Genomic DNA, 26,097 nt, shown 5'->3' on the forward strand with positions numbered 1-26,097 from the left:
CATCGCCGAGTGCTTCATCGTGACATTGCCTCCGCAAAACCTGCTTGCCGAAGAAGCCAGCCCCTATCTGCAGCAGCACAGCGGCAACCCCGTGCATTGGCGGGCCTGGTCGCCGGCTTCGCTTGAAGAGGCGAGGGCACTGGACAGGCCTATCCTGCTCTCGGTCGGCTATGCCGCTTGCCACTGGTGCCATGTCATGGCGCATGAAAGCTTCGAGAACGACGACGTCGCCGCCGTCATGAACCGTCTGTTCGTCAATATCAAGGTCGACCGCGAGGAGCGGCCGGACATCGACCAGATCTACATGGCAGCGCTGTCCTCGATGGGCGAGCAGGGCGGCTGGCCGCTGACCATGTTCGTGACGCCGGACGGCAAGCCGTTCTGGGGTGGCACCTATTTTCCGCGCGAGCCACGTTACGGCCGCCCAGGCTTCATCCAGGTGATGCAAGCGGTGGACAAGGCCTGGCGGGAGAAAAGGGCGAGCCTGAACCAGAGCGCCGACGGCCTGACAATGCATGTCGAGACGCGGCTGGCTGGTTCGCATGCCAAAACAGTGCTTGATCGCGACACGCTGGAAGGCCTTGCCAGGGGCATCGACGGCATGATCGATCGCGATCTCGGCGGCTTGCGCGGCGCGCCGAAATTCCCGAATGCGCCATTCATGCTCACGCTGTGGCTGTCCTGGCTGCGCGACGGCAGTTCCACACATCGTGACGATGTCCTGCTCAGCCTCGACCGGATGCTGAGCGGCGGCATCTACGACCATATCGGCGGCGGGCTGAGCCGCTATTCGACCGATGCCGAATGGCTGGTGCCGCATTTCGAAAAGATGCTCTACGACAACGCCCAGCTCGTCCGCTTCTGCAACTGGGCCTACGCGGCGAGCGGCAATAATTTGTTCCGGGTACGAATCGAAGACACGGTCGACTGGCTGTTGCGCGAAATGCGGGTCGACGGCGGCGCCTTCGCTGCCAGCCTCGACGCCGACAGCGACGGCGAGGAGGGCCTGTTCTACACCTGGAGCAGGGAGGAGATAGAAACCGCACTCGGTGATGATTCGGCCTTGTTTTTCAAATACTTCACGCTCTCCAGCCCACCTGGCTGGGAAGGCAAGCCGGTCGTCCATCAAACCAGTTCGCAGCAATCCCAAAGTGTGGTCGACCACGAAAAGCTCGTACCGCTCAAGGCGAAACTTCTCGCTATCCGCGAAGAGCGGGTCAGGCCAGGTCTCGACGCCAAGACGCTCACCGATTGGAACGGCCTGATGATTGCAGCCCTGGCCGAGGCCGGCCGGTCGCTGGCGCGGCGCGACTGGATCGACGCGGCGGCAAAGGCCTTTGCCCATATCAACGCCGCCAGCCGCGACAACCGTTTGCCGCATTCGATGCTCGGCCCGAGGAAACTGTTCCCGGCGCTGTCCAGCGACTATGCCGCCATGGCGAATGCCGCGATCGCGCTGTTCGAAGCCACCGGCGACTGGAGCTATGTCGAGCAGGCCAGTGGGTTCATCGAGCAACTCGACCACTGGCACGCCGATGCAGACAGGACCGGCTACTATCTGACCGCTTCCGACAGCACTGACGTGCCGATCCGCATAAGGGGCGACGTCGACGAGGCCATTCCTTCCGCCACCGGACAGATTATCGAAGCGCTGGTTCGGCTCGCCTCCGTCACCGGCGACCTCGACCTGCAGGAGAAAGCCTGGAATGTCGCCGAGCATGCCGCCGGCCGAGCCGCGCAGCAGGCCTATGGCCAGGCCGGCATCGTCAACGCCTGCGCGCTGGCGATCGAGCCGCTTAAGCTGGTGCTAATTGATGATCCGACCAATCCCGAACTTGTTCCGGTTGCGAATCGAAACCCCGATCCGCGTCGGGTCGACATAATGGTTTCTATCGGTTCGGAAGCGAATCGACCCCTGCTGCCCGGCGGTATCCTGCCGCCGACCGACGCAGCCGGCGGCTGGCTCTGCACCGGTCAAGTCTGCCTTCCCGTTGTGACGAATCCCAAAGAGCTCGAACATCTCTTGCGTCGCCAATAGGATCAGGAAACCTCGCCTTGCACCGACGGGGGGAGTCCGCTGCCACATGCAGCCGCGCCGCATCGGGAATGCGACCTGATCCCGGACAATGAAAAACCCCATCCCGGTTTTGCCGGAATGGGGTTGATGCTTAGGCCGGAAGGTTTCGGCCAGACCCGTTACGTGTTCATCGAATCGAAGAAATCCGCGTTGGTCTTGGTCTGCTTGAGCTTGTCGATCAGGAACTCGATAGCGTCCGTGGTGCCCATCGGCGCCAGGATGCGGCGCAGCACGAAGATCTTTTGCAGGTCCTGCTTGGAGACCAGAAGGTCCTCCTTGCGGGTACCGGACTTCAAGATGTCCATGGCCGGATAGATGCGCTTGTCGGCAACCTTGCGGTCGAGCTGGATTTCGCAGTTGCCGGTGCCCTTGAACTCTTCGAAGATGACTTCGTCCATGCGGCTGCCGGTGTCGATGAGCGCAGTCGCGATGATGGTCAGCGAGCCACCTTCCTCGATATTGCGGGCGGCACCGAAGAAGCGCTTCGGCCGCTGCAAGGCATTGGCGTCGACACCGCCGGTCAGCACCTTGCCGGATGACGGCACAACCGTGTTGTAGGCACGGCCGAGGCGGGTAATCGAATCTAGCAGGATGACGACGTCGCGGCCATGCTCGACCAGGCGCTTGGCTTTCTCGATCACCATTTCGGCGACCTGGACGTGACGCACCGCCGGCTCGTCGAAGGTCGAGGAGATAACCTCGCCCTTCACCGAGCGCTGCATGTCGGTGACTTCCTCCGGCCGCTCGTCGATGAGCAGCACGATCAGATAGCATTCCGGATGGTTGGCAGTAATCGAGTGGGCGATATTCTGCATCAGAACCGTCTTGCCGGTACGCGGCTGCGCGTTGATCAACGCGCGCTGTCCCTTGCCGATGGGCGCCACCAGGTCGATCACGCGCGGCGAGATGTCCTTGCTGGTCGAATTGTCGATCTCCATCTTCAGCCGCTTGGTCGGATAGAGCGGCGTCAGATTGTCGAAGTGGATCTTGTGACGGATCTTTTCGGGATCGTCGAAATTGATGGTGTTGACCTTGAGCAGGGCGAAATAGCGTTCGCCCTCTTTCGGGCTGCGGATCGGCCCTTCGACGGTATCGCCTGTCTTCAGCGAAAACCGGCGGATCTGCGAGGGCGAGATGTAGATGTCGTCGGGACCGGGCAGATAGTTGGCATTGGCGGAGCGCAGGAAACCGAAACCGTCCTGCAGCACCTCGACAACACCGTCACCGATGATCTCGATCTCCTGGGCGGCCAGTTTCTTCAGGATAGCGAACATCAGCTCCTGCTTGCGCATGACGCTGGCGTTTTCGACCTCGAGCGATTCGGCATAAGCGATCAGCTCTGGTGGCTTCTTGTTCTTGAACTCTGCGAGTTTCATTTCTTGCATAGACGGACTCTGAATCTGCTTTGGGGAAAATATATCGGCGGGATGCGACAAATGCCGGGCGCGGCCGAAAGCAATAAAGGGCGGCGCATGACGGGAAGGAAGACCCGTCTTTTATCGTCGCTTGGGTGAAAGAGCAAGCTGCGTTTTATGGGCCCTGGTAAGAGCTAAAACGGCTTGACGACAACCAGGATCACGATTGCGATCATCAGTAATGTGGGGATCTCGTTGATCATCCGCCAGTGCCGGGCCGGTTTTTCGTTGCGGTCCTCGGCAAATTTGCGCACAGCGCCGGCCAGATAGCCATGAACGGCGGACAATAGAAGCACGGCACCGATCTTGGCGTGCAGCCAGCCGCCATGGAAACCAAAGCCTTTCCAGGCGAGCCACAGACCAAAAACCCAGGTGGCGATCATTGCCGGATTGATGATACCGCGCAGCAGGCGGCGCTCCATCACCTTGAAGGTCTCCGACTGCACCGAGCCCTTCTCGGCATCCACGTGATAGACCAGCAGCCGCGGCAGATAGAGCATGCCCGCCATCCAGGAGATGACGGCAAGGATGTGGATCGCTTTCGCCCATGGATAGAAGCTGTCGGGCGCGACGAAAAACAAAAGTGCCGTGAGAACGACCAGCACGGCAATGCCGACCATCATCCGCATCATTGCCTGGCCGGTGCTGTTGGTGCTGCCAGTGCTGTTTGAATGAGTCATCAGCGGGTCGCGCTCCTCACCAGTTTCACCATTGTCTCGACATGCGCTATCGGCGTCTCCGGCGTGATGCCGTGACCGAGGTTGAAAATCAGCGGCCCGTCGCCCAGCGTTTTCAGGATGGCCTCGACACCATCGGATAGGGCTTTGCCGCCAGCAACGAGCCGCAAGGGATCGAGATTGCCTTGGACCGCACCCAAGCGCTGCAAATCCTTCGCCGCCACCAGGGGCACCGTCCAGTCGATCCCCAGGGCCGTTACTCCGGTCTTCTGGCGATAGGTCCGGTACCGCGCACCGGCCCCCTTGGGAAAGCCAATGATTGGAACATCGGGATGAACCGCCCGGACCCGGCCAACGATCTCGGCCACCGGCTGAACGCAGAACAGGTCGAACGATGCATCATCGAGAACGCCCGACCACGAATCGAAGATCTGCACCACATCCGCACCAGCCTCGATCTGGCGGATAAGATAGGCGGCCGAATGATCGGCAAGCACTTTCAGCAAATGTTGAAAGGCTTCCGGCTCGCGATAGGCGAACAGCCGCGCCGGCGCCTGGTCGGGCGTGCCATGGCCGGCAATCATATAGGTCGCCACCGTCCAAGGCGCGCCGCAGAAGCCGATCAGCGTTGTCTCATCGGGCAGTTTTGCCCGCAGGCGGCGGACCGTCTCATAGACCGGTTCGAGATTCACGTGAAACGTTTTGCTCTCCAGAGCCGCAATCTCTGGCGCCGTGATCGGCGTCAGCAGGGGGCCGTGCCCCTCTTCGAAGCGTACGTCGCGGCCAAGCGCGTGTGGAACGACGAGAATATCCGAGAACAGGATCGAGGCATCGAAGCCGAAGCGCTCGATCGGCTGCAAGGTCACTTCGACGGCAAGGTCGGGATCGTAGCAAAGGTCGAGGAACGAACCGGCCCGCCGGCGTGTCTCGCGATATTCCGGCAGATAACGCCCGGCCTGACGCATCATCCAGAGGGGAGGCGGAAACACCGTCTTGCCCTTCAGGACGTCCAGCATGATCCGGTTCTGGGGCATCGAGCGCTCGCTTCTCCAAGCCTCTCTATAATCAAAGATTCTTATATCTAAGATTCTTCTGATTCTAAGAGTCTGTTGGTTGTGGTGGTTGTCACCTGTCCCGCTTTGCCCACAAAAACACCAGCCAGCATATTGTCGCGCGCTTGCCTCTCCAAACTGTAGGGTTCTGGGGAAAGTCTGGAATCCATGACTGGAGTCAAGGCGTTAGGAAGCGAATGGAAAAGCCGCCCCTGTGGACAGGCGAGAGGCAAAAGACACCGTCCCCAGACTTGTCCCCAGCCGCCCGGCGAAGCTGACAGTGCGACGAATTGTGGACAAACTGCCATCTGATACAGTCACCCGTGACCGACGCGTCTTTCCATCCCGCTTTATCCACAGCCGCCCACAGCCTGGAGTGACCCCTTGTGAACAAACCCCAGAGCTTCTTCCACCTGCACCTGATTTCCGACGCGACCGGCGAAACGCTGCTCGCCGCCGGCCGGGCGGCTTCGGCGCAATACAAGGACGCGCGGGCCATCGAGCATATCTACCCGCTCATCCGCACCGAAAAGCAGGTGGCCAAGGTGTTCGAGGACATCGAGGAGGAACCGGGCATCATCCTCTATACGGTCGTAGACCAGAAGCTGGCGCGCGGCATTGACGAGCGCTGCGCGACCATGGGCCTGCCCTGCGTGTCGGTGCTGGAGCCGGTGCTGACCGTGTTCCAGTCCTATCTCGGCACGCCGGCCGGCCGCCGCGTCGGCGCCCAGCATGTTCTCGACGCCGAATATTTCCGCCGCATCGACGCGCTCAATTTCACCATGGAGCATGATGACGGCCAGCTGCCGGCCAATATGGACGATGCCGACATCGTGCTGATCGGCATCTCGCGCACGTCGAAGACGCCGACCAGCATCTATCTCGCCAACCGCGGCATCAAGACCGCCAACATCCCGATCGTGCTCGGCGTGCCGGTGCCGGAGAGCCTGGTCAACGCCAAGACCCCGCTGATCGTCGGGTTGATTGCCACCGCCGAGCGCATCTCGCATGTCCGGCAAAACCGCATCCTCGGCAACAGCAGCACTTACGAAGCGAGCGACTATGTCGACCGCGCCGCCATCACCGAGGAGCTCGCCTATGCCCGCCAGATCTGCACGCGCCATGGCTGGCCGATGATCGATGTCAGCCGCCGCTCGATCGAGGAAACGGCGGCGGCGATCGTTGCCCTGCGCGGCAAGTCGAGATAAATGAGCGAAAAGTGAGTTTTCCGAGTCTTCTCCACGCGAAATCTAGCCGAAAGTCGTTGCTGCCCCTCACCCGCCTGCCGGCATCCTCTCCCCGCATAGTGACGGGGAGAGGGGCGCTGCCATCGATGGTTTCGCCAATCGCCAGCGTAGCCGGAAACAGCGTCGGCGCTGAAGCTGTCCCCTTTCTCCCCGTCACTATACGGGGAGAAATGTCCGGCAGGACAATGAGGGGCAGCGCCCACTTTACCGACTAGAGCTGCTCATACTCTAACCGCGCCTGTGTCTGCGCCCGAGTGCAAAATGACCGAAAAAATCATCCTCGCCTCTAGCAGTTCGTTCCGTAAGGCGATGCTCGTCAATGCCGGCGTCGACGTCGAGGCGGTTGCGGCCGACGTCGACGAGCGGGCGCTCGAGGCGCCCTTGCAGGACAGCGGTGTTTCGCCCGAGGATGTCGCCCTGGTGCTGGCCGAGGCCAAGGCGACCGAGGTCAGCGAGCGCAAGCCGGGCGCGCTGGTGCTCGGCTGCGACCAGACTTTGTCGCTCGGCGACGACGTGTTCCACAAGCCAGCCGACATGGAGGGCGCGCGCCGGCACCTGCTGGCTTTGTCGGGCAAGACCCATCAGCTCAACAGCGCCGCCGTGCTGGTCCGCGATGGTCAGGTGCTGTGGCGGCATGTCGGCATCGCCAGCATGACCATGCGCAAGCTCGACCCTGCCTTCATCGGCCGCCATCTGGCTCGCGTCGGCGCCAAGGCGCTGGCCAGCGTCGGCGCCTACCAGGTCGAAGGCGAAGGCATCGAGCTCTTCGAGAAGATCGAGGGCGACCATTTCACCATTGTCGGCCTGCCGCTGCTCCCGCTGCTGGCCGAACTTCGTGCCCTTGGAGCGATCGATGGCTGAGGCGACCAAAAAAGCCTTCGTCACCGGCCATCCGATCAAGCATTCGCGCTCGCCGAAGATCCACGGCCACTGGCTCGCCCAACATGGCATCGTCGGCAGCTACCAGGCCATCGACGTGGCGCCGGAGGACTTTGCTCAATTCCTGGCGACGCTCCAGGCGAACGGTTATCGCGGCGGCAATGTCACCATTCCGCACAAGGAGGCCGCCTTTGCGCTGGTCGACCGGCGAGACGAGGCGGCTGAAGAGATCGGCGCCGTCAACACGCTGTGGTTCGAGGACGGCATCTTGTGGGGCGGCAACACCGACGGTCACGGCTTTGCCGCCAACCTCGACGATCACGCGCCGGGCTGGGCGAGCAACGGCCCGGCGGTGGTGCTTGGCGCCGGCGGCGCCTCGCGCGCCATCATCCATGCACTGAAACAACGCGGTGTCGCCGACATCCGCATCGTCAACCGCACGTTGGCCCGGGCGCAGGAATTGCGCGATCGTTTCGGCGCCGGCGTTACCGCGCACGGCACTGCGGCGACCGGCGAACTGCTTGCCGATGCCGGCCTGCTGGTCAACACCACGGCGCTCGGCATGCAAGGGGATGAAACCCTTGCCGCCAATCCGGCCTTGCTGTCGGATCACGCCATCGTCAACGACATCGTCTATGTGCCGCTGGAGACGCCGCTGCTTGCCGCGGCCCGCGCAAGGAAGCTGAAGACGGTCGACGGTCTCGGCATGCTGCTCAACCAGGCCGTGCCCGGCTTCGAGCGCTGGTTCGGCGTCAGGCCGCAGGTTACGGCCGAATTACGCGCGCTCATCGTCGCCGACCTGGTGCCGAAACCATGATCGTGCTCGGTCTCACCGGCTCGATCGGCATGGGCAAGTCAACAACGGCCAGGATGTTTGCCGAGGCCGGCGTGCCGGTTCATGATTCCGACGAGGCGGTGCATCGCCTCTATGCCGGCAAGGCCGCGCCCTTGGTCGAAGCGGCCTTTCCCGGCACGACGGACGCCGGCGTGGTCGATCGCACAAAGCTGGGCGCACGCGTGCTTGGCGACGCCAGTGCGCTGAGGCGGCTGGAGGCCATTATCCACCCGCTGGTGCGCGCCGATGCCGATGCCTTCCTGGCGCGCAACCGGGCCGCCGGAGCGCCGCTCGCGGTGCTCGACATTCCGCTGCTGTTCGAAACCGGCGGCCGCAACCGCGTCGACAAGGTCGTCGTCGTCACCGCCGCGGCCGAAGTGCAGCGCCAGCGCGTGCTGGCGCGACCGGGCATGACCGAGGAAAAACTGGAATCGATCCTGGCCAAGCAGGTGCCGGATGCGGATAAGCGCCCTCAGGCCGATTTCATCATCGACACCGGACAAGGGATGGACGCCGCCCGCACGGCGGTCAAAGCCATCGTTGCGGAACTGACCGGGGATAAGTCAAGGAATGCCATCTCCTGACGCCAGGCCGTCAGCATTGCCCATTGCCATTTTGTTCCGGTCTTATGATTCTGCTCGCCTGGAGCGACTGATTCGATGCGTGAGATCATCTTCGACACGGAAACCACCGGCCTTGATTCGCGCGACGACCGCGTCATCGAGCTGGGCGGCATCGAACTGGTCAACCGCTTCCCGACCGGAAAGACCTTCCACCACTATATCAATCCTCAGGGGCGGCCGATCCACGCCGAAGCGCAGGCGGTCCATGGCATCAGCATGGCGGACCTCGCGGGCAAGCCGACCTTTGCCGAGATTGCCGAGGAGTGGCTGGCCTTCATCGACGGCGCCAAGCTGGTCGCCCACAACGCCACGTTCGATGTCGGCTTCCTCAATGTCGAATTCGGCCGGCTGGGCCACCCGGTCATCGACAATGGCCGTGTCGTCGACACGCTGGCGCTGGCGCGCCGCAAGCACCCGATGGGCCCCAATTCGCTCGACGCGCTCTGCCGGCGCTACGGCATCGACAACACAAGGCGCACCAAGCACGGCGCCTTGCTCGATTCCGAACTGCTGGCCGAAGTCTATATCGAGCTGATCGGCGGCAAGCAGGCTGCCCTCATCCTCGACAGCGCCACCGCGCCGGCTGGGGGTAACGAGAATGTCCGCCAGATTGAAATCACCATCAGCCAACGCCCGGCCCCCTTGCCGCCGCGCCTGACCGAAGCCGAGCGCGCCGCACACGCAGGCATGGTCGCCACACTTGGCGAAAAGGCCCTGTGGTTGAAGGTTCTTGGGAACTAGCGGCAAATTGGAGACCGGTTGGGAGCGAGGTACCGGGACAAACCTTGGAGGTTAGCCAAAGCCCTTCTCGCGTTCGTCATCCTAGGGTCTCCGCGACGTCGCTTCGCTCCTGCTCCGCCCTAGGATGACGAAGGTATAGGATTCTCAGGCCAATCGCAGATGTTCGAGAACTAACGCTTAAAGTCTTCATCTAAAACAAAAAACCCGGCGTGAGGCCGGGTTCTTCATAATCCAAACAAAGGCAAGGCTCAGCTCACCTTGACGTTCGACGCGGCTTGGTCTTCCGCCAGTTTCTGCTGGAACATCTGCGCGAAATCGATCGGGTCGAGCATCAGCGGAGGGAAACCGCCGTTGCGCGTCGCTTCGGCGATGATCTGCCGGGCGAAGGGGAACAGCAGGCGCGGGCATTCGATGAACAGGATCGGCAGCATGTGTTCCTGCGGGAAGCCGCTGATCGCGAACACGCCGCCATAGATCAGCTCGACATTGAACAGCACTTCCTGGTCGAAGGAGGCCTTGGCGTTCAGCGTCAAATTGACGTCGAACTGCTTGTCGGAGAGCGGGTTGGCGTTGACATTGACGTTGATGGCGATGCCGGGCGCCTTGTCGCGGCCGCGCAGTGAATTCGGCGCGCCGGGGCTTTCGAACGACAGATCCTTCACATACTGCGCCAGGACGTTGAGCGACGGCTGTGCCGCATTGCCGTTTCCGTTGGCTGCGCCGGGCGCCGCGTCATCTTTGCTTGCCATAAGCCTTTGTCCTCTTGCCTGGGCAGCATTGCTGACCGAATTGAAATCGGGCGTTCGCTACCATGGTCGGCATGACAAGACAAGGTTTGCCACCTTGCTTCTGGACCGCCGCCCTATTCGTCCTTGAGGCGGCGCCAGGGAGAGTTGTGGTCCGGTCCGCGCGCATAGTCGTCGCTGCGCGAATAATCACCATCGTCGAGGTCGATGGTCTTGTCGCGCTGCCGGCCGCGGAACCCGCCGGTGCTGAAATTGGTAGCCAGCACGACGCGGCCCTTCAACGCCCGCCAGGCGAGATCGCGGACCGGCGGCAGGAACAGCAGCAGGCCGATGATGTCGGTGATGAAGCCGGGTATGATCAAGAGGATCGCCGCCAGCACGATCATCGCGCCATGCGCGAGCTGCCGGCTCGGATCGCGGCCGGCGTCCATCTCGGCCCGAATCCGCGTCATGACGCTGAAACCCTGGTGCCGGAGCAGCAGCGCGCCGGCGATGCTCGACGCCAGCACCAGACCGACCGTTGCCAGGGCTCCGACCTGGCGTCCGACAACCACGAAGCCGGCGATTTCCAGCAGCGGCAGCGCCAGGACAAAAAGGGGAAGGAACGAAATGCGCAAGTCTTGCCAACCCTTTTCGATCGTTTTGGCCGTTGGCGAGCAATCGCCGCTGGCACTGGGCCTGTTAGATAGGTATGCCTGCCTTTGATTTGAATGATTGCGCCTTGCGTTCTATATGCTTTGAATGTTGAACGCTATGCGACCGTAGCCCTTGGGGCCGGCGGTCCGGCTACAAGGCAGGGATTGATTGGCGGAAGATATGGGATTCTTCGACTTCGGCACGATTTTCTTCCTGATTGCGGCAGTGGTCATCTTTTTCCAGCTGCGCAATGTGCTGGGCCGACGCACCGGCAGCGAACGGCCGCCCTTCGACCCCTATACGGCGGCCCGCAGCGGCGACAAGGATGCCGCGCAGAAACCCGAAAATGTCGTCTCGCTGCCGCGCAAGCGCTTGCCGGGCGAGCCTGCGGCCGAGACTTATGCGGCGATCGACGCCTTCGCCAAGCCCGACACCGACCTCAACAAGGGTCTGCGCACGATCAAGGACAATGATCCGTCCTTCGAGCCGAAGAGCTTCGTCGACGGCGCCAAGATGGCTTACGAGATGATCGTCATGGCCTATGCCGACGGCGACCGCAAGACGCTGAAGAACCTGTTGTCGCGCGAGGTCTATGACGGCTTCGTCGCCGCCATCGGCGAGCGCGAGGCCAAGTCGGAAAAGATCCAGTCCTCCTTCGTCGGCATCGACAAGGCCGACATCGTCTCGGCCGAGATGAAGGGCGGCGAGGCGCATGTCACGCTGCGCATCATCAGCGAGCTGATTTCGGCGACCCGCGACAAGGCAGGCGCCGTCATCGACGGTGACCCCGAAACCGTCGCCGAGGTCAAGGACGTCTGGACGTTTGCCCGCGACACGCGCTCGCGCGATCCGAACTGGAAGCTCGTCGCCACCGAGGAAGAAGACTGAATCCGGTAGAAGTGGCGAGGCTCCGGTGTCGCTATCGCCTCTTTTTGTCGGGAAATCCTTCGGCGACCTGCCCGGCTGGGATGAGGACGACCATCTCTCCGCCTTCGCGGCCTTTCGCCGCTCAGCCTTCCATGTCCTGACCAAGCCCTATCGCAGCGGTTCGCTCGGCGTCGACTTCAACGCTTTTGCCGAGGCCTATGCCGAGGCCCGGATTGTTTCGCCAGCGAATCGGTCGCAGGCCCGGGCCTTCTTCGAGCGTCATTTTATCCCGATGAATATCTGCGCCGAGAACGGCGGCGCCGGCCTCGTCACCGGCTTCTACGAACCAGAAGTCGAGGCGTCGCCAGTGCGGACGGAGCGGTTTTGCGTGCCGCTGCTGTCGCGCCCGGCCGATCTCGTCGATATCGACGACGCCAATCGGCCGCCAGGCATGGACCCCTACCTCGCCTTTGCCCGCCAGACGCAGCAAGGACCGGTCGAATATCCCGACCGCGGCGCCATCGAACGTGGCGCGCTTGATGGCAAGGGGCTGGAAATCGCCTGGCTGGCCGACAAGGTCGATGCCTTCTTCATCCATGTGCAGGGCGCGGCCAGACTGAACATGACCGATGGCCGGCTCCGCCGCGTCACCTACGCCGCCAAATCCGGCCAGCGCTTTACGGGGTCCGGCAAGATCCTCAGCGAAATTGGCGAGATCCCGCTGGAAAAGGTGACGATGCAGTCGATCCGCGCCTGGTTCAAGGCGCATCCGGACCGCGTCGACGAGATCCTTTGGCAAGACCGCTCGTACATCTTCTTCCGCGAGGCCGATGTCGAGGACGCCGCCCTTGGCCCGATCGCCGCCGCCAAGGTGCCGCTGACGCCGGGCCGCTCCATCGCCGTCGACCGCCTGCTGCACACATTCGGTACGCCGTTCCACATCGATGCGCCGTCGCTGACCGCTTTCGACGCAAAACCGTTCCGGCGCCTGATGATCGCGCAGGACACCGGCTCCGCCATCACCGGGCCGGCGCGCGGCGACCTGTTCGCCGGCTCGGGCGCCGCGGCCGGCGAGATCGCCGGCGTGGTGCGCAACGCGGCCGATTTTCATGCGCTGATCCCGCGTGCGCTCGTTCCGGGTACGAATCGATGACCCGGCGGCCAGCCAGACCGAGCGAAGCCAAGCTCAGCGAGGACGACCGGGTGCTGTGGAACCTGGTGGCGCGCACGGCCAAGCCGCTCAAGGGCAGGATGGCCGTCGACATCCCCGACCTCGCGGCCGAAACAAGGGCGACACCGTCGCAGCCGGCCCAGCCTGTTGCCAACCAGGCCGGCGCGGCAAAGCCGAAGACCCAGCATGTCGCGCACGCACTCGACGAACCGACGCTGGACAAGCTGTCGAAGGGGCGGCTGCCGATCGAAGGCCGCGTCGATCTGCACGGCCTGACCCAGGACGAGGCCTATTCGCTGCTGTTCTCGTTCCTGCACCGGGCGCATGCCGGCGGCATTCGCTATGTGCTGGTCATCACCGGCAAGGGTTCGTCCTCCGGCGGCGACGGGGTGCTGCGGCGCGCTGTACCCGCCTGGCTGTCGACGCCCGCCTTCCGGCCGCTGGTCTCCAGCCACGACCATGCCGCCCGCAATCATGGCGGCTCCGGCGCGCTTTATATCCGGCTGCGGCGGCAGCGCGCATGAAGACGCGGGCATGACGCCGTTCGGCGAGAAGCTGAGGGCGCTCCGAAGCGAGCGCGGTGTCAGCCAGAAGGACATGGCGGCGGCGATCGGCGTCAGCGCCGCCTATCTGTCGGCGCTGGAGCATGGCAGGCGCGGCGCGCCGACCTGGACGCTGATCCAGAAGATCATCGGCTATTTCAACGTCATCTGGGACGATGCCGAGGAACTGGCCCGGCTGGCCGAAGCCTCGCATCCGCGCGTGAAGCTCGACACGTCGGGCCTCAGTCCCGCAGCCACCGAGCTTGCCAATCTCTTGGCCGAGAACATCGAGAAACTCGACGAGGCGGAACTGCGCCGCATCACCGCCACGATCCGCGCGGCTCTAGGCCGGCAACCGTAGCGAGGCCGGAGGCGCGAGTCTTATACGCGCGTCCGCTTTTGCCTGAAGAGCTGCCCGCCGGCGGTCCGCTGTGTCGAGATCATTTCTTGCCGGCCGCGCCGCCCTTATCTCCCCGGCCGCCATTGTCATTGTGGCCTCGACCACCGTTTCCACCGCCCAGACAGTTCGAGTCGCCGTTGCTGCAACAGCGCCCGCCCCACAGGTCGTTGGTCGATGTCTTGGCGCAGCCTGGGATGGTCTGATCGGCCAAGGCGGATCCGGCCAGCGCCGATACCGCGACGGCGGCGAGAAGGGCATTTCGCATAAGTGCAGTCATCGGAAGTCTCCATGGTTGGTTTCTATCCACGGCTGTGTGTCGTCGGCCGGGAGGAAATGGTTCATGGAGAATGCGGAATTGCTGGAAGCGCGAGTGCACGGCTTGCAATGCCGCGCTGCCCCTCATCCGCCTGCCGGCAGCTTCTCCCCGTGTAATGACGGGGAGAAGGGTGCTGGCCGCGACGTTGGCGCCCGTCTTGCGACGACGACAATTGGCGAAAATATCGACGAGAGCGTCTTTCTCCCCGTCACCATACGGGGAGAAATGTCCGGCAGGACAATGAGGGGCGGCGCCGAGTTTCGGTATCTACCGAAAGCAGAGCCGTGTTTACTGAACCGAGCCGACCAGGACCTGCTGGCCACCGCGAATCGAGACCCAGCGGCCGGTGTTGTCGATCGCCTGCCGCTTGAGGAAGCGGTAGCCGGTCAGGTCCCACGACTTGACCTTGTCGTTCAGATTGTCGAGCACATAGTCGCCCTTGTCGGTGCGCACCGTCAGCACCGCATGGCCCTCGCCGTCGGGCTTGCGCACGACGGTGATCAGAAGGTCGGCAAGCGAGATGCCCATGCGCGAAAGCTCGCGCCGCTTCTCCAGCACATAGTCCTCGCAGTCGCCGACGCCCTTGTCGGGATAGGCCCAGACTTCGTCCTTGCCGTAGATTTCCATGTCGCTCATCGGCTTGACGGCGGCGTTGACCCTGGCGGTGACGTTGATCAGCTTGCGCATCAGCCCGTCGGTCATCGCGGCCGGTGCCAGATTGCTGGGGCGGATCGAGCATTCGCCCGGATGGAGCTTGCAGAAATCATAGTGGCCGATCGGCTGCGAGGTGAGGCCCCCGGTCGCCATTGCTCCAGCCGCCAAGGCCGGTGCCACCCAGCTTCCCGTTGCTGCCAGCCCGGCCGCCACGTACACGCGCAGCCTTCGCGCCATCGATGAGGATATCATTGTCCCCGTCCACCCTTAGTTATTAACGAAAGGTTAAAGGGGATTTACAGTCCGTGTCAATTACGACGACGGTCGGATTGATAGCATGGTTACCCGAGGGGCAGGACAGCGGCACTTGTGCAACAGAATCGGCTGCACAGCACTGGCCGTCTGGCCAGCTTTGCCGGCCAATTGGCCTGGATTTTCACTGCGGGAGCCTATCTTTTGGCGACGCGGACCAGCTTCGGCTTCACCGCAACGCGGTTCTGGCGACCATAGCTGGTGATGAAGTCGACGATGCGCGGCACGATTTCGGAGCGGAAGCGTGAGCCGTTGAACACGCCGTAATGGCCGACCGCCGGCTGCATGTAGTGCGCCTTCTTGTCGGCAGGGATGTTGGGGCACAGATCGTGCGCCGCCTTGGTCTGGCCAAGGCCGGAAATGTCGTCGTTCTCGCCTTCGACCGTGAACAGGGCGACGTTGCGGATATCGGACGGATCGATCCTGGTGCCGCGATGCGTCATCTCGCCCTTGGGCAAGGCATGGCGCACGAAGACAGTGTCGACAGTCTGCAGGTAGAACTCCGCCGTCAGGTCCATGACAGCCAGATACTCGTCGTAGAAATCGCGGTGCTTCTCGGCGTTGTCGCCGTCATGCTTCACCAGGTGCATGAAGAAGTCCTTGTGGGCGATGATGTGGCGGTCGAGATTCATGCTCATGAAGCCGGACAGCTGCAGGAAGCCCGGATAGACCTCGCGGCCGAAGCCCGGCACTGGCCAGGGCGCCCGCATCACGACATTCTCGCGGAACCAGTCGATGCCCTTTTCCTCAGCCAGGAGATTGACCGCGGTCGGGTTGCAACGGGTGTCGATCGGCCCGCCCATCAAGGTCATGGTCGAGGGCACGAAAGGGTCGCCGCGCGTCTCCATCAGCGCAACGGCCGCAAGCACCGGCACGGAAGGCTGGCACACCGCCATCACATGGGTGTCGGGGCCGAGCGCATGCAGCATGTCGATGATGTAGTCGATATAGTCGTCGAGATCGAAACTGCCATCGGCGAGCGGGACCATGCGGGCATCGACCCAGTCGGTGATGTGGACGTCGGCATAGGGCAGCATCGCTTCGACCGTGCCGCGCAGCAGCGTCGCATAGTGGCCGGACATCGGCGCCACGATCAACAGCTTCGGATCCGCCCGGCGCCCGGCGGGCACGGCGCGTTCAAAGCGGAGGAGATTGCAAAACGGCCGCGACCACACGGTCTTCTCGGTGACCTCGACGCTCTTCCAGTCGACCACCGTCTTGTCGAGGCCGAATGTCGGCTTGCCGTAGCGGCGCGTGGTGCGCTCGAACAGTTCGGCGGTCGCGGCGACCGAGCGGCCCCATGATGTGTGCGAAAACGGATTGAGCGGATTGGTGTAGAACATTCGCACCGCGTCGGCATAGAGACGCGCGGGCTGCATGGCGGCGTGGTTCATTTCATAGAGCTGGTAGAACATCGAGAACCCCGCTGCTGCCTGCGACTGAAGGGACGACGAGCAGCGTCATGCCTTGAATGTCTCGCGGGGAAGTTAACAACTAATTGCTGCGATGCAATACGTCATGTGGCGTGACTAACGCTTCTTTCGTCCAAAGCCTTGAAAATCCGGCCTGAACGGCGCAGCCGGCTCACTGTGCGGCGCGAAGTGTGTAAGAAATGTGTCTGGCCTGGTGCGGGACACCCGACCATAATTCCCGAAAAGTGGATTGCGGTTTTCTCGGACAAGCGGAAAACCGTTTTGTCCAGAGATCATGGTCCAGGCAATGGCAATATCAGACGCGCGCCATGCAGACGGCGGTATGGCCGGAACCGATGAAGCCGAGCTGGCCGGCGGCACCCTTCGACAGGTCGAGCACGCGACCCCTTATGAACGGACCGCGATCGTTGATGCGCACGATGACGCTGCGGCCGTTGTTCTGGTTGGTCACCCGAAGCTTGGTGCCGAAAGGCAAGGTACGGTGGGCGGCGGTCATCGCCGACGGGTTCATGCGCTCGCCCGATGCGGTTTTGGAGTGAAGGGCGTACCAGGAGGCACGGCCACATTGGCCGGCGGCGGCTGCCGAAGATGCGCCGGCCATCAGGCCAGCAACCAGCGTCACCGCGACAAGCGCGGTCTGTTTTGTAGTATTCATATTTGGGGGATGGCTCCGTTTTTGACAGACTCCAGCCGTTAGGTGTCGAATAAGGCGTGAAATGCGGCAATCATCTGTCGGTTCCGTGGCGGTGGCACACGTTTGGAGTCGCCGGGTAACAGTCTGTTAGGGATTTTCGACAGCCTAATGATCAATTGTCGATGATCTACGTGGTGATATCAGCGACTTGTTTGACAAGATCGAACGACAATATCCAAGTAGAGGCCGAAGCGTTCGGGCCATTTCTTTTGGCTCTTTCATCGCGCCGAGAACGCCGCAACCGATCGACTTCGAAACGGAGATCTGTCAATGAGACTGACCAAAAATTTGCTGGCGTTGATTGTGTTTGCCGTCGGCGCGGTGTGGTCGCTGCAAGGCATCGGCGTGGTCAGCGGAAGCTTCATGACCGGCCAGTCGCAATGGCTCTATACCGGCATCGTCACCATGCTGGTCGGCCTGGTCGGACTGGTGTGGGCAAACCGTTCAAGGGGATGAGTTACCCTTCACTGCGACCAGTATTGCCAGGCCCAGTAGAAACTCTCGTCACGCGGCGGCAGGCGGTCGCGCGCAGCATCCCAGCGCACCGGCGCCGGCGATCGCGGGTCCTCGTTTGTCCGTTTGTCATTGGACGCCAGGCCAAGCAGCCAGGCGCCGAAATGGCTGAACAGCACGGCGGTGGAATGGGTCATCGTCATTCCCCCTTTTCCGATCATTCCTTTCCCGCCTTGAGGTCGTCGGCCATGGCAGGACCGAGGAAGGCGGCACCGGCAGGGGCTGCCGACGAAAGCAGAATGATGCGCCGCGAAATGGTGGACATGAAGGGCTCCTGGAAAAGACAAAACCGGAATGCCCTATGATAGTCCGCTAATTCTATCGCACTTGTAGAGTTAAATCCTTCCAGCCAGGACGGGCTTGTTAGAATAAATGCATTGGTGGTGCGGTGCCGCAGCGGACAAGCGGGCTGTCCTTCGAGATTGGGTGAAGCCCACAAGCTTCGTCTTGGGAGGAGCGACGCGAAGCGGAGCGCAGACCCTGGATCCATGCCGTGATGCCAGAGCGCCGCTACGATGCAGAAGAGAAGAAGGGGATGGCGACAGAACGGACGTTGATTCTCCTCCGTTGCATTCTTCGACGGATGTCACGGCATGGATCCTCGGCTCTGCGCGACGGAGCTTCGCTCCTGCTCCGCCCGTGGATGACGAAGTCGGTGGCCGCCTCAACAGCTTGGACGCTGGGAACGAATGAGATTTCCCGCCACGACCCTCACCAGGCAAATCCATGCCTCAGACAGCCGTGGATTTAAAAACCCATTCCGCGTCTTCGGGGGTAAGTATAGTAATCTTATCGACATTGGGAACTGGAGGCGACGATGAGCGGCCACCGTATCGCGATGATCGCTGACAACGCACTTTGGCTGTCGAAGCCGTGCGGCTGTGTCCCTGCGGGCACAAAAGCCTGCCAAAATGGCCATTGCGCCTGAAAACGAAGCAAAATCAACAGCTGTTGGCTTGTACATCATGTCACTAGAATTTATGTGTCATGGCAGCTTGGACGCGGCGGGGTCGCAGGTCGGGCGTTTGGCCAGCGATGGTTTCGCGCCGTCGCATGACAGAGAAATTTTGATTTCATGCTCACGAAAAAGGGCAAGTACGGCCTCAAGGCGCTCGTACACCTCTCGCGACTGCCGGTCGGACAGCTCGCTTTCGTCAACGACATCGCCACCGGCAACAACATCCCGAAGAAATTTCTCGACGCCATCCTGGGCGAGCTGCGTAATGCCGGCTTCGTCCAGAGCCGCAAGGGCAAGGAGGGCGGCTATCGCCTGGCGCGGCCTGCCGACGAGATCAAGGTCGGCCACGTCGTGCGCGTGCTCGACGGCCCGCTGGCGCCGATTCCTTGCGCCAGCCGCACCCAGTACCAGCGCTGTGAAGATTGCAACGAGGCGACATGCCAAGTCCGACATCTGATGCTCGAGGTCCGGCAGGCGATCGCCGAGGTGCTCGACCAGCACAGCCTCGCCGAAATGCGCGACATGGCTGGCGACGAGCTCTCGACGGCGTTGAAAATCCAGGCCTGAGACCGGCGTTTCGTCCAAGGCAGGGCGCATGACCGGGCGCGCCAACTCGATCATCATTGTCGGCGGCGGCGCCAGCGGCGTGGTGATGGCCGCGCATCTCCTGAAATCGCCCAATCCCGATCTGCGCGTCACGCTGATCGAAAGGCGTCCGCATTTCGGCCAGGGCATCGCCTATTCGACGCTGCTGTCGGCGCATGTGCTGAATGTCAGCGCCGCCGGCATGAGCGCCTATGCCGACGATCCCGGCAATTTCTGGCGCTGGCTGCTGGAGCGCGGCTTGGCGACCCCGGACCAGGCGCCGGTCTACGCACCGCGCAGCCTCTATGCTCGCTACCTCAAGGAACTGCTCGACGAGCTGGAAACACGCGAACGCGAAACCGGCCGGTTGCGCCTGATCCGCGAGGAGAGCCTCTCGATCACGCCGACCACGTCCGGCGTCGAGGTCGCGCTGGCCAATGGCACCAGCGTCGTCGCCCATCTCGCCGTGCTGGCGACCGGCCATGACGAGGAGCCGGCGCAGGGACATGCAATCAGGATGGGCTCGGAAGCCGACACGGCACTTGCCCCCGACAGCCGCGTCATGGTGCTGGGCACCGGTCTCAGCATGGTCGATGCCTTTCTCTCCCTGGAGCAGCGCGGCCATCGCGGCGACATCGTCGCGGTGTCTCGGCGCGGCCTGCTGCCGTCGCCGCACCGCAAGGGCAATCCGATCAAGCTCGACGTCGCCGACATTCCGCTCGGCACGCAATTGTCCTATTTCGTCGGCTGGTTCCGCGACCTGATCAAGGAAAACCAGAAGGCCGGCATCGACTGGCGCGACGTCGTCGACGGCTTGCGGCCGTTCAACCAGAAGATCTGGCAGAACTGGCCCGCTTCCGCCAAGCGCCGCTTCGTCGAGCACACCAAGGCCTGGTGGGACATCCACCGCCATCGCATGGCGCCCGAAGTCTATGCCCGCGTCACCGAGGCCGTGCAATCCGGCCGCATCCGCCTGGTCGCCGGGCGCGTCGTCGACATCGACCGGAACGGCGACTTCACGGTCCAGGTCCAGTCGCGCCACACCCAGATCCTCGAAACCTTCGAGGTCGCCCGCATTTACGATTGCTCGGGCATCGTCAGGGACATCTCAACCTCGTCGAACAGCGTCGTGCGCTCGCTCGTCGACCGCGGCCTGGCGCGGCCGGACCCGCTGCGCATCGGCCTCGACGTGTCGGCCAATTGTGAGATCATCGCCGGCGACGGCGGCGTCTCCGCCAAGATCCTGGCCGTCGGCCCGCTCACGCGCGGCACCTTCTTCGAGATCGACGCCATCCCCGACATCCGCGTTCAATGCGCCAGGCTGAGCAAGCGATTGTTGAGTTAGAGCATTTCCGAGATTGTTCAGCCGCCCAGCACTTCGCACACCGCGCGCGCGGTCTCGGCGCCCGAGAAATTCTGCTGCCCGGTGATCAGATTGCCGTCGCGCACGGCAAAAGGCCGCCACAGTCCGGCCTGGATATAGTTGGCGCCTAGGGCCTTCAGCTCATCCTCGATCCGCCACGGCATCAGATGCTTTCCGCGCTCGAGCGCGCCCATCTCCCAGGTTGCCTTGTCGGCAAAATCCTCCTCGGCATTGGCGAAGCCCGTCACCGTCTTGCCGGCCACGAGCAAAGATCCGTCCGCGCGCCGGGCATAGCGCAGCAGCGCGGTGCCGTGGCACAAAGCGGCGGCAACCTTGCCGGCTTCATGGAAGGCGACGAACGTCCGTTGCAGGCCTGTCGCGTGCTCATAGGTGAACATCGGCGCCTGGCCGCCGGCGACGACAATCGCGTCGAAGCTTTCGACCTCGATCTCCGCCACCGGCCGCGTGTTGTCGACCAGGGCGCTGAGTTTCGGGCTCGATAGGAAGCCGAGCGAGATGAGGTCGGTCTGCGAATAGCCCGATGGATCGCGCGGGTCGCTCAGCGCATCGGCCTCGCATTTGCCGCCATTGGGCGAAAAGATCTCCACCGCATAGCCGCGTTCGGTGAAGGCGAACCACGGGTGGGTGAGCTCGCTCCACCAGAAGCCGACCGGCCACCCGGTCGTGGTCGAGAGTGCCGGGTTGGCGATGACGATCGCCACGCGCTTCGCCTTGCGCGCATCGACCGGATTGGCGTCCCGCACACTCATCGTCGCTCTCCCCTTAAGGGCCTGCTGACGACTGATACGGACGCGGCCCTGCGCTGCCTAGCTGGCCACATGGCCTGGCAAATTCTGCTTCCGTCGCTGCCGGGCCTTGCCTACGATGCGTGCATGACCCAACGCGGTAGACTTTACGGCTGCCCGGTCGAGTTCGCGCTCGATGCGCTCGGCGGCAAATGGAAGACGGTGATCCTGGCGCGGATCAAGCAACAGCCGATGCGCTATTCCGAACTGCGGCGGACGATCCCGTCGCTGTCCGACAAGATGTTGACGCAGCGACTGGCCGATCTCGTCGACATCGGCTTTGTCGTGCTGGAGGCCTCGCCCGATGGCAAGGGGCGCTACACCTTGACCGACCGTGGCCGCGATCTGGCGGCCACCTTGCAGGCGCTCTATGACTGGGGGGACGTGCGCGGACGCGCTGTCGGCGTCCGCTTCCGCACCGAGATCGAGGCAACTGCCTAGAAACCGGATCCACTGTTCGGGATCATGCTCTGGCAAGGTGCCCGTCTCCGCCGGCAGCGGCGAGCGCGCCGCAAAAACCCGCGACATCGGTGATGACAGCTTCGCCAAGAAAGCCCAGCGTCGCCAGCGAGCGGTCGCGCGCTTCCTGGTTGCCGAAGCCGCAGGCGTCCCCGATCACCACCGCCACGAACCCATTGTCGGTCGCCTGTCGGACCGTAGGCTCGATGCCGATTTCCATCGCCACTCCGGCGAGTGCGACGGCGCGCACCCCGCAATCGTGCAAGGCGAAGCTGAGCGCGGTGGAATCGAAGGCCGACATGGTCAGCTTGTCGAACACGGCCTCATCGGCGCGCGGCGCGAGTTCGGGAATGATTTGCGTCGCTTCGGCATCGCGCGGGAACCACGGCTCGACCATGTCGGGGCTATCGCACCGCTGCCAGGCCATGGCGGTGCGCAGCTGGGTGGCGCCCATCCATTTGCCCGGCAGGGACAAATGGCATGTGAACGCCACCCGCATGCCCGCCGAGCGCGCCGCTTCGAGCGCGATGCCAGTGCGTTCGACGATCGCTGCCGCGCCGGCGATCTGGCGGCAGATGCCGACCTGCATGTCGTAGATCACCAGCGCCATGCGGCGCGGATCGCACCACTGCGCCAGGCCGGTCGGGATCTCGATGCCTTCGCTTGACCGGATCATGCGGCCGTCCGGTCCCAGGGTTGGGCGATGTCGACGGTGGCATCGAACAGATATTCGAGCGGTAAGGGTGCGGGATCGAAGGCGAGAAAATGCCATTCCAACAGCCCTGCCTTCGACAGCGGAAAGTCGTCGGTGTAGCGCCTGGCCGCCTCGACGCTGTCGAGTTCGAAGACGATGATCACACCACCGACATCGGCGCGTGCGTAGTTTTCGCGCACGATCCCCGCCTTCCAAAGTCGCCAGACATTCGAGACCTCGTCGCGCAGATAGGGTTTCAGATCGTCGATGGTGACGCCGGGCTTGAAATTGTCATAGGCGATAATCTTCATCGAAGGTTTCCCTGCTTTTGGCCCCCGACGCCATCAGCGCGACCGCATCGGGGCGCCTCATGCCTCCCGGCTAGCATGCGGAAATTGCGCCTCGCAACGAACGAGTTGGTGCGTCCAACGATCGGTGGCCGTGCCGAGGAAATCGTCTGTCAGGGCGGCGCCGCCAGATTGTGGAATGACATTCTCCATCTGGCCGGTTGATTGGCACGATCTATCTTCTTTCCGACTGCAAAGGGCTGGAAAAGAGGATACGCTGCCGCTCTGCCCGAGGCGGTCGCTTGATCATGGAGCATCGATATGAGCGAGCAGAAGATCGCCGCGGCTGGCAGTGCGCCCCCGGAAAGCGCAACATCCCGCCTGCGTCCGCCCTATGCGTCGGTTCTCGACCTGATCGGCCAGACGCCGGTGGTCGAGCTGACCAAGTTCGATACCGGCAAGTGCCGGCTGTTCATCAAGCTTGAAAGCCAGAACCCCGGCGGCTCGATCAAGGACCGCATCGCGCTTTCGATGATCGCCGCCGCCGAAAAACAGGGCAAGCTCAGGCCAGGCGGCACCATCGTCGAGGCGACCGCCGGCAATACCGGCCTCGGCCTCGCCCAGGTCGGCATCCCCAAGGGCTACCGCATCGTGCTGGTCGTGCCCGACAAGATGTCGCGCGAAAAGATCCAGCATCTGCGCGCGCTCGGCGCCGAAGTGCACATGACCCGCTCCGATGTCGGCAAGGGCCACCCCGAATATTACCAGGACATGGCCGAGAAGATCGCCGCCGAAGTGCCCGGCGCCTTCTATGCCAACCAGTTCGCCAACCCGGCCAACCCGCTGGCGCATGAGACGACCACCGGTCCGGAGATTTTTTCGCAGCTCAACGGTGATGTCGATGCGGTGGTCGTCGGCGTCGGTTCGGGCGGCACGCTGACGGGGCTTGGCCGCTACTTCGCCAAAGTGTCGCCGAAGACCGAGATGGTGCTCGCCGATCCGGTCGGCTCGGTGCTGGCGCCGCTGATCAAGACCGGCAAGATGGAAGTGGCCGGCAGCTGGACGGTGGAAGGCATCGGCGAGGATTTCGTGCCGCCCAATGCCGACCTGTCGCTGGTGAAAAAGGCCTACGCCATCCCGGACAAGCAAAGCATGCTGGCGGTGCGCGACCTCTTGTCGAAGGAAGGCATTCTCGCCGGCTCGTCGTCGGGCACGCTGCTGTCGGCCGCCCTGCGCTATTGCCGCGAGCAGACAGTCGCCAAGCGCGTCGTCACCTTCGTCTGCGACAGCGGCAACAAATATCTGTCGAAGGTCTTCGACGATTTCTGGCTGGCCGAACAGGGCCTGGCGGAGCATGAGCAGCATGGCGATCTGCGCGACCTGGTCATGCGCACCCACCGCACCGGCGACACCGTCTATGTCGGCCCGGACGAAAGCCTCCTCAACGCCTATGGCCGCATGCGCCGCTCCGATGTCTCGCAGCTGCCGGTGCTCGACGATGGCAAGCTCATCGGCATCGTCGACGAGAGCGACATCCTCGCCCATGTCGACGGTCCCTATGACGGCCGCTGGGAGCGCTTCAACGGCCCGGTGCGCACGGCGATGACCTCCAATTTGCACACCCTGCAGGCCAGCCAGACGCTCGACGCGCTGCTGCCGGTGTTCGACCGCAACGAGGTCGCCATCATCTTCGACGGCGACGAGTTCGTCGGCCTGATTACCCGCATTGACCTGATCAACCATTTGAGGCGCGCACGATGACCAGCCACACCCCACCCCCATCGGGCAAAAATCGCCTGGCCTTCTCGACGCGCACCATCCATGGCGGCCAGAGCCACGATCCGCTGACCGGCGCGGTGATGGTGCCGATCTACGCCACCTCGACCTATGGCCAGCAGTCGCCCGGCGTGCACAAGGGTTTCGAATATGCCCGCAGCCAGAACCCGACGCGCTTTGCCTTCGAGCGCGCGGTGGCCGACCTCGAAAGCGGCACGGCGGCTTTCGCCTTCGCCTCGGGCCTGGCGTCGATCGCCACCGTGCTCGAGCTGCTCGATGCCGGCGCCCATATCGTCGCCACCGACGACATCTATGGCGGCTCCTTCCGCCTGATGGAGCGGGTGCGCAAGCGCTCGGCCGATCTCAAGGTCAGCTTCGTCGACTTCACCGACCTTGCCGCCGTCGAGGCGGCAATCCGCCCCGAGACCAAACTGCTCTGGGTCGAGACGCCGACCAACCCGCTGCTGCGCATCGTCGACCTCGAAGGCGTCGCCGCCCTCGCCAAACGCAAGGGGGTCCTCACGGTCGCCGACAACACGTTCTGCAGCCCCTACATCCAGCGGCCGCTGGAGCTCGGCATCGACATCGTCGTCCACTCGACGACCAAATATCTCAACGGCCATTCCGACATGGTCGGCGGCGTTGCCGTGGTCGGCGACAACAAGGAACTCGCCGCTCAGCTGAAATTCCTGCAGAACGCCATCGGCGCCATTTCGGGCCCCTTCGACAGTTTTCTGGCGCTGCGCGGCCTGAAGACGCTGGCGCTCAGGATGGAGCGGCATTCCGCCAACGGCCTCAAGATCGCGCAATGGCTGGAGGCCCGCAAGGACGTGCGCCGCGTCATCTATCCCGGCCTCGCCAGCCATCCGCAGCATGCGATCGCCGTCCAGCAGATGCATGCCTTCGGCGGCATGATATCAGCCGTGCTCGACCGCGACCTCGCTGGCACCAAACGCTTCCTCGAACGCACGCAGCTGTTCACGCTGGCCGAAAGCCTCGGCGGGGTCGAGAGCCTGATCGAACACCCAGCGCTGATGACGCATGGTTCGATCCCGGCCGAGAAAAGGTCGGAGATCGGCATTTCGGATTCGCTGGTGCGGCTGTCGGCCGGCATCGAGGATGGCGATGACCTGATCGCGGATCTGGACCAGGCGCTGGGGGGCTGAGAGCCCTTCGGCTGATTCACGGCAGGAAATGTAGCTGAGAAGGATAGAACGCGTTCTGTAGCGATCCTTCCCACCCCCCTCTGTCCTGCCGGACATCTCCCCCGCAAGGGGGGAGATCAGACGTCACTTCGGCCTTCGCCAATTGCCAAACTTGAAAGCGTGAGCCAGCGTTT

Annotated in this window: 29 protein-coding genes; 16 read left to right on the plus strand and 13 right to left on the minus strand. The window is 63.1% G+C overall.

What is annotated here, in order from left to right; genetic code table 11:
* Positions 1-19 precede the first annotated feature (19 nt).
* Entirely contained in the window at positions 20-2,038 is a 2,019-nt protein-coding gene (locus tag AC1DZU_RS00160) for a thioredoxin domain-containing protein (RefSeq protein ID WP_477280654.1), read from the plus strand.
* A 158-nt stretch (positions 2,039-2,196) separates the two neighbouring features.
* On the opposite strand, the gene rho is transcribed toward AC1DZU_RS00160, so the two are convergent.
* From rho to hemE, 3 genes are all read right to left on the minus strand, one after another.
* The gene (gene rho, locus AC1DZU_RS00165) at positions 2,197-3,462 is read right to left on the minus strand and encodes a transcription termination factor Rho (RefSeq protein ID WP_095083886.1); all 1,266 of its coding nucleotides are present in this window, start codon (positions 3,460-3,462) and stop codon (positions 2,197-2,199) included.
* Positions 3,463-3,626: 164 nt separating this feature from the next.
* A complete protein-coding gene (gene hemJ, locus AC1DZU_RS00170; RefSeq protein ID WP_477280657.1) occupies positions 3,627-4,172 on the minus strand; it encodes a protoporphyrinogen oxidase HemJ in 546 nt (181 codons plus the stop codon).
* Positions 4,172-5,203 (minus strand): uroporphyrinogen decarboxylase, encoded by a 1,032-nt coding sequence (gene hemE / locus AC1DZU_RS00175; RefSeq protein ID WP_477280659.1) that lies wholly within the window; start codon positions 5,201-5,203, stop codon positions 4,172-4,174. The genes hemJ and hemE overlap by 1 nt, the downstream gene beginning before the upstream one ends.
* Positions 5,204-5,607: 404 nt before the next feature.
* Between hemE and AC1DZU_RS00180 the strand changes: the two genes are divergently transcribed.
* The 5 genes from AC1DZU_RS00180 to dnaQ all read left to right on the plus strand — a co-directional run bounded on the left by AC1DZU_RS00180 (position 5,608) and on the right by dnaQ (position 9,546).
* Entirely contained in the window at positions 5,608-6,429 is an 822-nt protein-coding gene (locus AC1DZU_RS00180; RefSeq protein WP_095083883.1) for a pyruvate, water dikinase regulatory protein, read from the plus strand.
* A 300-nt stretch (positions 6,430-6,729) separates the two neighbouring features.
* On the plus strand, positions 6,730-7,329 hold the full coding sequence (locus AC1DZU_RS00185; protein WP_477280661.1) for a Maf-like protein: 600 nt from the start codon (positions 6,730-6,732) through the stop codon (positions 7,327-7,329).
* Positions 7,322-8,164, plus strand: coding sequence for a shikimate dehydrogenase (locus AC1DZU_RS00190; protein ID WP_477280663.1), 843 nt, complete (start codon positions 7,322-7,324; stop codon positions 8,162-8,164). Before AC1DZU_RS00185 ends, AC1DZU_RS00190 begins: the two co-directional genes overlap by 8 nt.
* Positions 8,161-8,766 carry a dephospho-CoA kinase gene (gene coaE / locus AC1DZU_RS00195; protein ID WP_477280665.1) on the plus strand — a complete coding sequence of 202 codons (606 nt, stop codon included), beginning with the start codon at positions 8,161-8,163 and terminating at the stop codon, positions 8,764-8,766. The genes AC1DZU_RS00190 and coaE overlap by 4 nt, the downstream gene beginning before the upstream one ends.
* Positions 8,767-8,841: 75 nt before the next feature.
* A complete protein-coding gene (gene dnaQ / locus AC1DZU_RS00200) occupies positions 8,842-9,546 on the plus strand; it encodes a DNA polymerase III subunit epsilon (RefSeq protein WP_477280667.1) in 705 nt (234 codons plus the stop codon).
* Between the two features lie 248 nt (positions 9,547-9,794).
* Here dnaQ and secB read toward each other — a convergent pair whose 3' ends face one another.
* Both secB and AC1DZU_RS00210 read right to left on the minus strand, forming a co-directional pair.
* The gene (gene secB / locus AC1DZU_RS00205; RefSeq protein ID WP_095083878.1) at positions 9,795-10,295 is read right to left on the minus strand and encodes a protein-export chaperone SecB; all 501 of its coding nucleotides are present in this window, start codon (positions 10,293-10,295) and stop codon (positions 9,795-9,797) included.
* Positions 10,296-10,408: 113 nt separating this feature from the next.
* Positions 10,409-10,909 (minus strand): FxsA family protein, encoded by a 501-nt coding sequence (locus AC1DZU_RS00210; RefSeq protein WP_184872744.1) that lies wholly within the window; start codon positions 10,907-10,909, stop codon positions 10,409-10,411.
* 199 nt (positions 10,910-11,108) lie between these two features.
* On the opposite strand from AC1DZU_RS00210, the gene AC1DZU_RS00215 reads away from it, so the two are divergent.
* The 4 genes from AC1DZU_RS00215 to AC1DZU_RS00230 are packed head-to-tail and all read left to right on the plus strand — an operon-like array spanning position 11,109 to position 13,869.
* Positions 11,109-11,816 carry a Tim44/TimA family putative adaptor protein gene (locus tag AC1DZU_RS00215; protein ID WP_184872745.1) on the plus strand — a complete coding sequence of 236 codons (708 nt, stop codon included), beginning with the start codon at positions 11,109-11,111 and terminating at the stop codon, positions 11,814-11,816.
* Positions 11,817-11,841: 25 nt separating this feature from the next.
* A complete protein-coding gene (gene mltA, locus AC1DZU_RS00220) occupies positions 11,842-12,948 on the plus strand; it encodes a murein transglycosylase A (protein WP_477280670.1) in 1,107 nt (368 codons plus the stop codon).
* Positions 12,945-13,490: a Smr/MutS family protein gene (locus AC1DZU_RS00225; protein ID WP_477280672.1), complete on the plus strand. Its 546-nt coding sequence runs from the start codon at positions 12,945-12,947 to the stop codon at positions 13,488-13,490. The genes mltA and AC1DZU_RS00225 overlap by 4 nt, the downstream gene beginning before the upstream one ends.
* Positions 13,491-13,500: 10 nt before the next feature.
* A complete protein-coding gene (locus AC1DZU_RS00230) occupies positions 13,501-13,869 on the plus strand; it encodes a helix-turn-helix domain-containing protein (RefSeq protein ID WP_477280674.1) in 369 nt (122 codons plus the stop codon).
* Between the two features lie 79 nt (positions 13,870-13,948).
* Here AC1DZU_RS00230 and AC1DZU_RS00235 read toward each other — a convergent pair whose 3' ends face one another.
* The 4 genes from AC1DZU_RS00235 to AC1DZU_RS00250 form a co-directional block, all read right to left on the minus strand.
* Positions 13,949-14,185 carry a hypothetical protein gene (locus tag AC1DZU_RS00235; RefSeq protein ID WP_477280676.1) on the minus strand — a complete coding sequence of 79 codons (237 nt, stop codon included), beginning with the start codon at positions 14,183-14,185 and terminating at the stop codon, positions 13,949-13,951.
* A gap of 327 nt (positions 14,186-14,512) precedes the next feature.
* On the minus strand, positions 14,513-15,130 hold the full coding sequence (locus AC1DZU_RS00240; protein ID WP_477280678.1) for a transglutaminase-like cysteine peptidase: 618 nt from the start codon (positions 15,128-15,130) through the stop codon (positions 14,513-14,515).
* Between the two features lie 197 nt (positions 15,131-15,327).
* Positions 15,328-16,605, minus strand: a complete 1,278-nt coding sequence (locus tag AC1DZU_RS00245) for a polyhydroxyalkanoate depolymerase (RefSeq protein WP_095083871.1) — start codon at positions 16,603-16,605, stop codon at positions 15,328-15,330.
* 313 nt (positions 16,606-16,918) lie between these two features.
* On the minus strand, positions 16,919-17,278 hold the full coding sequence (locus AC1DZU_RS00250) for a septal ring lytic transglycosylase RlpA family protein (RefSeq protein ID WP_477280679.1): 360 nt from the start codon (positions 17,276-17,278) through the stop codon (positions 16,919-16,921).
* A 309-nt stretch (positions 17,279-17,587) separates the two neighbouring features.
* On the opposite strand from AC1DZU_RS00250, the gene AC1DZU_RS00255 reads away from it, so the two are divergent.
* A complete protein-coding gene (locus AC1DZU_RS00255; protein ID WP_477280680.1) occupies positions 17,588-17,773 on the plus strand; it encodes a hypothetical protein in 186 nt (61 codons plus the stop codon).
* An 8-nt stretch (positions 17,774-17,781) separates the two neighbouring features.
* On the opposite strand, the gene AC1DZU_RS00260 is transcribed toward AC1DZU_RS00255, so the two are convergent.
* Entirely contained in the window at positions 17,782-17,967 is a 186-nt protein-coding gene (locus tag AC1DZU_RS00260; protein ID WP_477282163.1) for a hypothetical protein, read from the minus strand.
* Positions 17,968-18,905: 938 nt separating this feature from the next.
* On the opposite strand from AC1DZU_RS00260, the gene AC1DZU_RS00265 reads away from it, so the two are divergent.
* Positions 18,906-19,355, plus strand: coding sequence for an RrF2 family transcriptional regulator (locus tag AC1DZU_RS00265; RefSeq protein ID WP_477280681.1), 450 nt, complete (start codon positions 18,906-18,908; stop codon positions 19,353-19,355).
* A gap of 28 nt (positions 19,356-19,383) precedes the next feature.
* Positions 19,384-20,718, plus strand: coding sequence for an FAD/NAD(P)-binding protein (locus AC1DZU_RS00270; protein WP_477280682.1), 1,335 nt, complete (start codon positions 19,384-19,386; stop codon positions 20,716-20,718).
* Between the two features lie 17 nt (positions 20,719-20,735).
* On the opposite strand, the gene AC1DZU_RS00275 is transcribed toward AC1DZU_RS00270, so the two are convergent.
* On the minus strand, positions 20,736-21,506 hold the full coding sequence (locus tag AC1DZU_RS00275; RefSeq protein ID WP_477280683.1) for a type 1 glutamine amidotransferase domain-containing protein: 771 nt from the start codon (positions 21,504-21,506) through the stop codon (positions 20,736-20,738).
* A gap of 123 nt (positions 21,507-21,629) precedes the next feature.
* Between AC1DZU_RS00275 and AC1DZU_RS00280 the strand changes: the two genes are divergently transcribed.
* Complete coding sequence (locus AC1DZU_RS00280; protein WP_477280684.1) at positions 21,630-21,983, plus strand: winged helix-turn-helix transcriptional regulator; 354 nt, start codon at positions 21,630-21,632, stop codon at positions 21,981-21,983.
* 22 nt (positions 21,984-22,005) lie between these two features.
* Here AC1DZU_RS00280 and AC1DZU_RS00285 read toward each other — a convergent pair whose 3' ends face one another.
* Positions 22,006-22,677, minus strand: coding sequence for a cysteine hydrolase family protein (locus AC1DZU_RS00285; RefSeq protein ID WP_477280685.1), 672 nt, complete (start codon positions 22,675-22,677; stop codon positions 22,006-22,008).
* On the minus strand, positions 22,674-23,006 hold the full coding sequence (locus tag AC1DZU_RS00290; RefSeq protein ID WP_477280686.1) for a hypothetical protein: 333 nt from the start codon (positions 23,004-23,006) through the stop codon (positions 22,674-22,676). Before AC1DZU_RS00290 ends, AC1DZU_RS00285 begins: the two co-directional genes overlap by 4 nt.
* 297 nt (positions 23,007-23,303) lie before the next feature.
* Between AC1DZU_RS00290 and AC1DZU_RS00295 the strand changes: the two genes are divergently transcribed.
* Positions 23,304-24,743, plus strand: a complete 1,440-nt coding sequence (locus tag AC1DZU_RS00295; protein ID WP_477280687.1) for a pyridoxal-phosphate dependent enzyme — start codon at positions 23,304-23,306, stop codon at positions 24,741-24,743.
* Complete coding sequence (locus AC1DZU_RS00300) at positions 24,740-25,924, plus strand: trans-sulfuration enzyme family protein (RefSeq protein WP_477280688.1); 1,185 nt, start codon at positions 24,740-24,742, stop codon at positions 25,922-25,924. Before AC1DZU_RS00295 ends, AC1DZU_RS00300 begins: the two co-directional genes overlap by 4 nt.
* Positions 25,925-26,097: the final 173 nt, after the last annotated feature.

The sequence above is a fragment of the Mesorhizobium sp. P2_A12 genome (genome assembly GCF_056405075.1).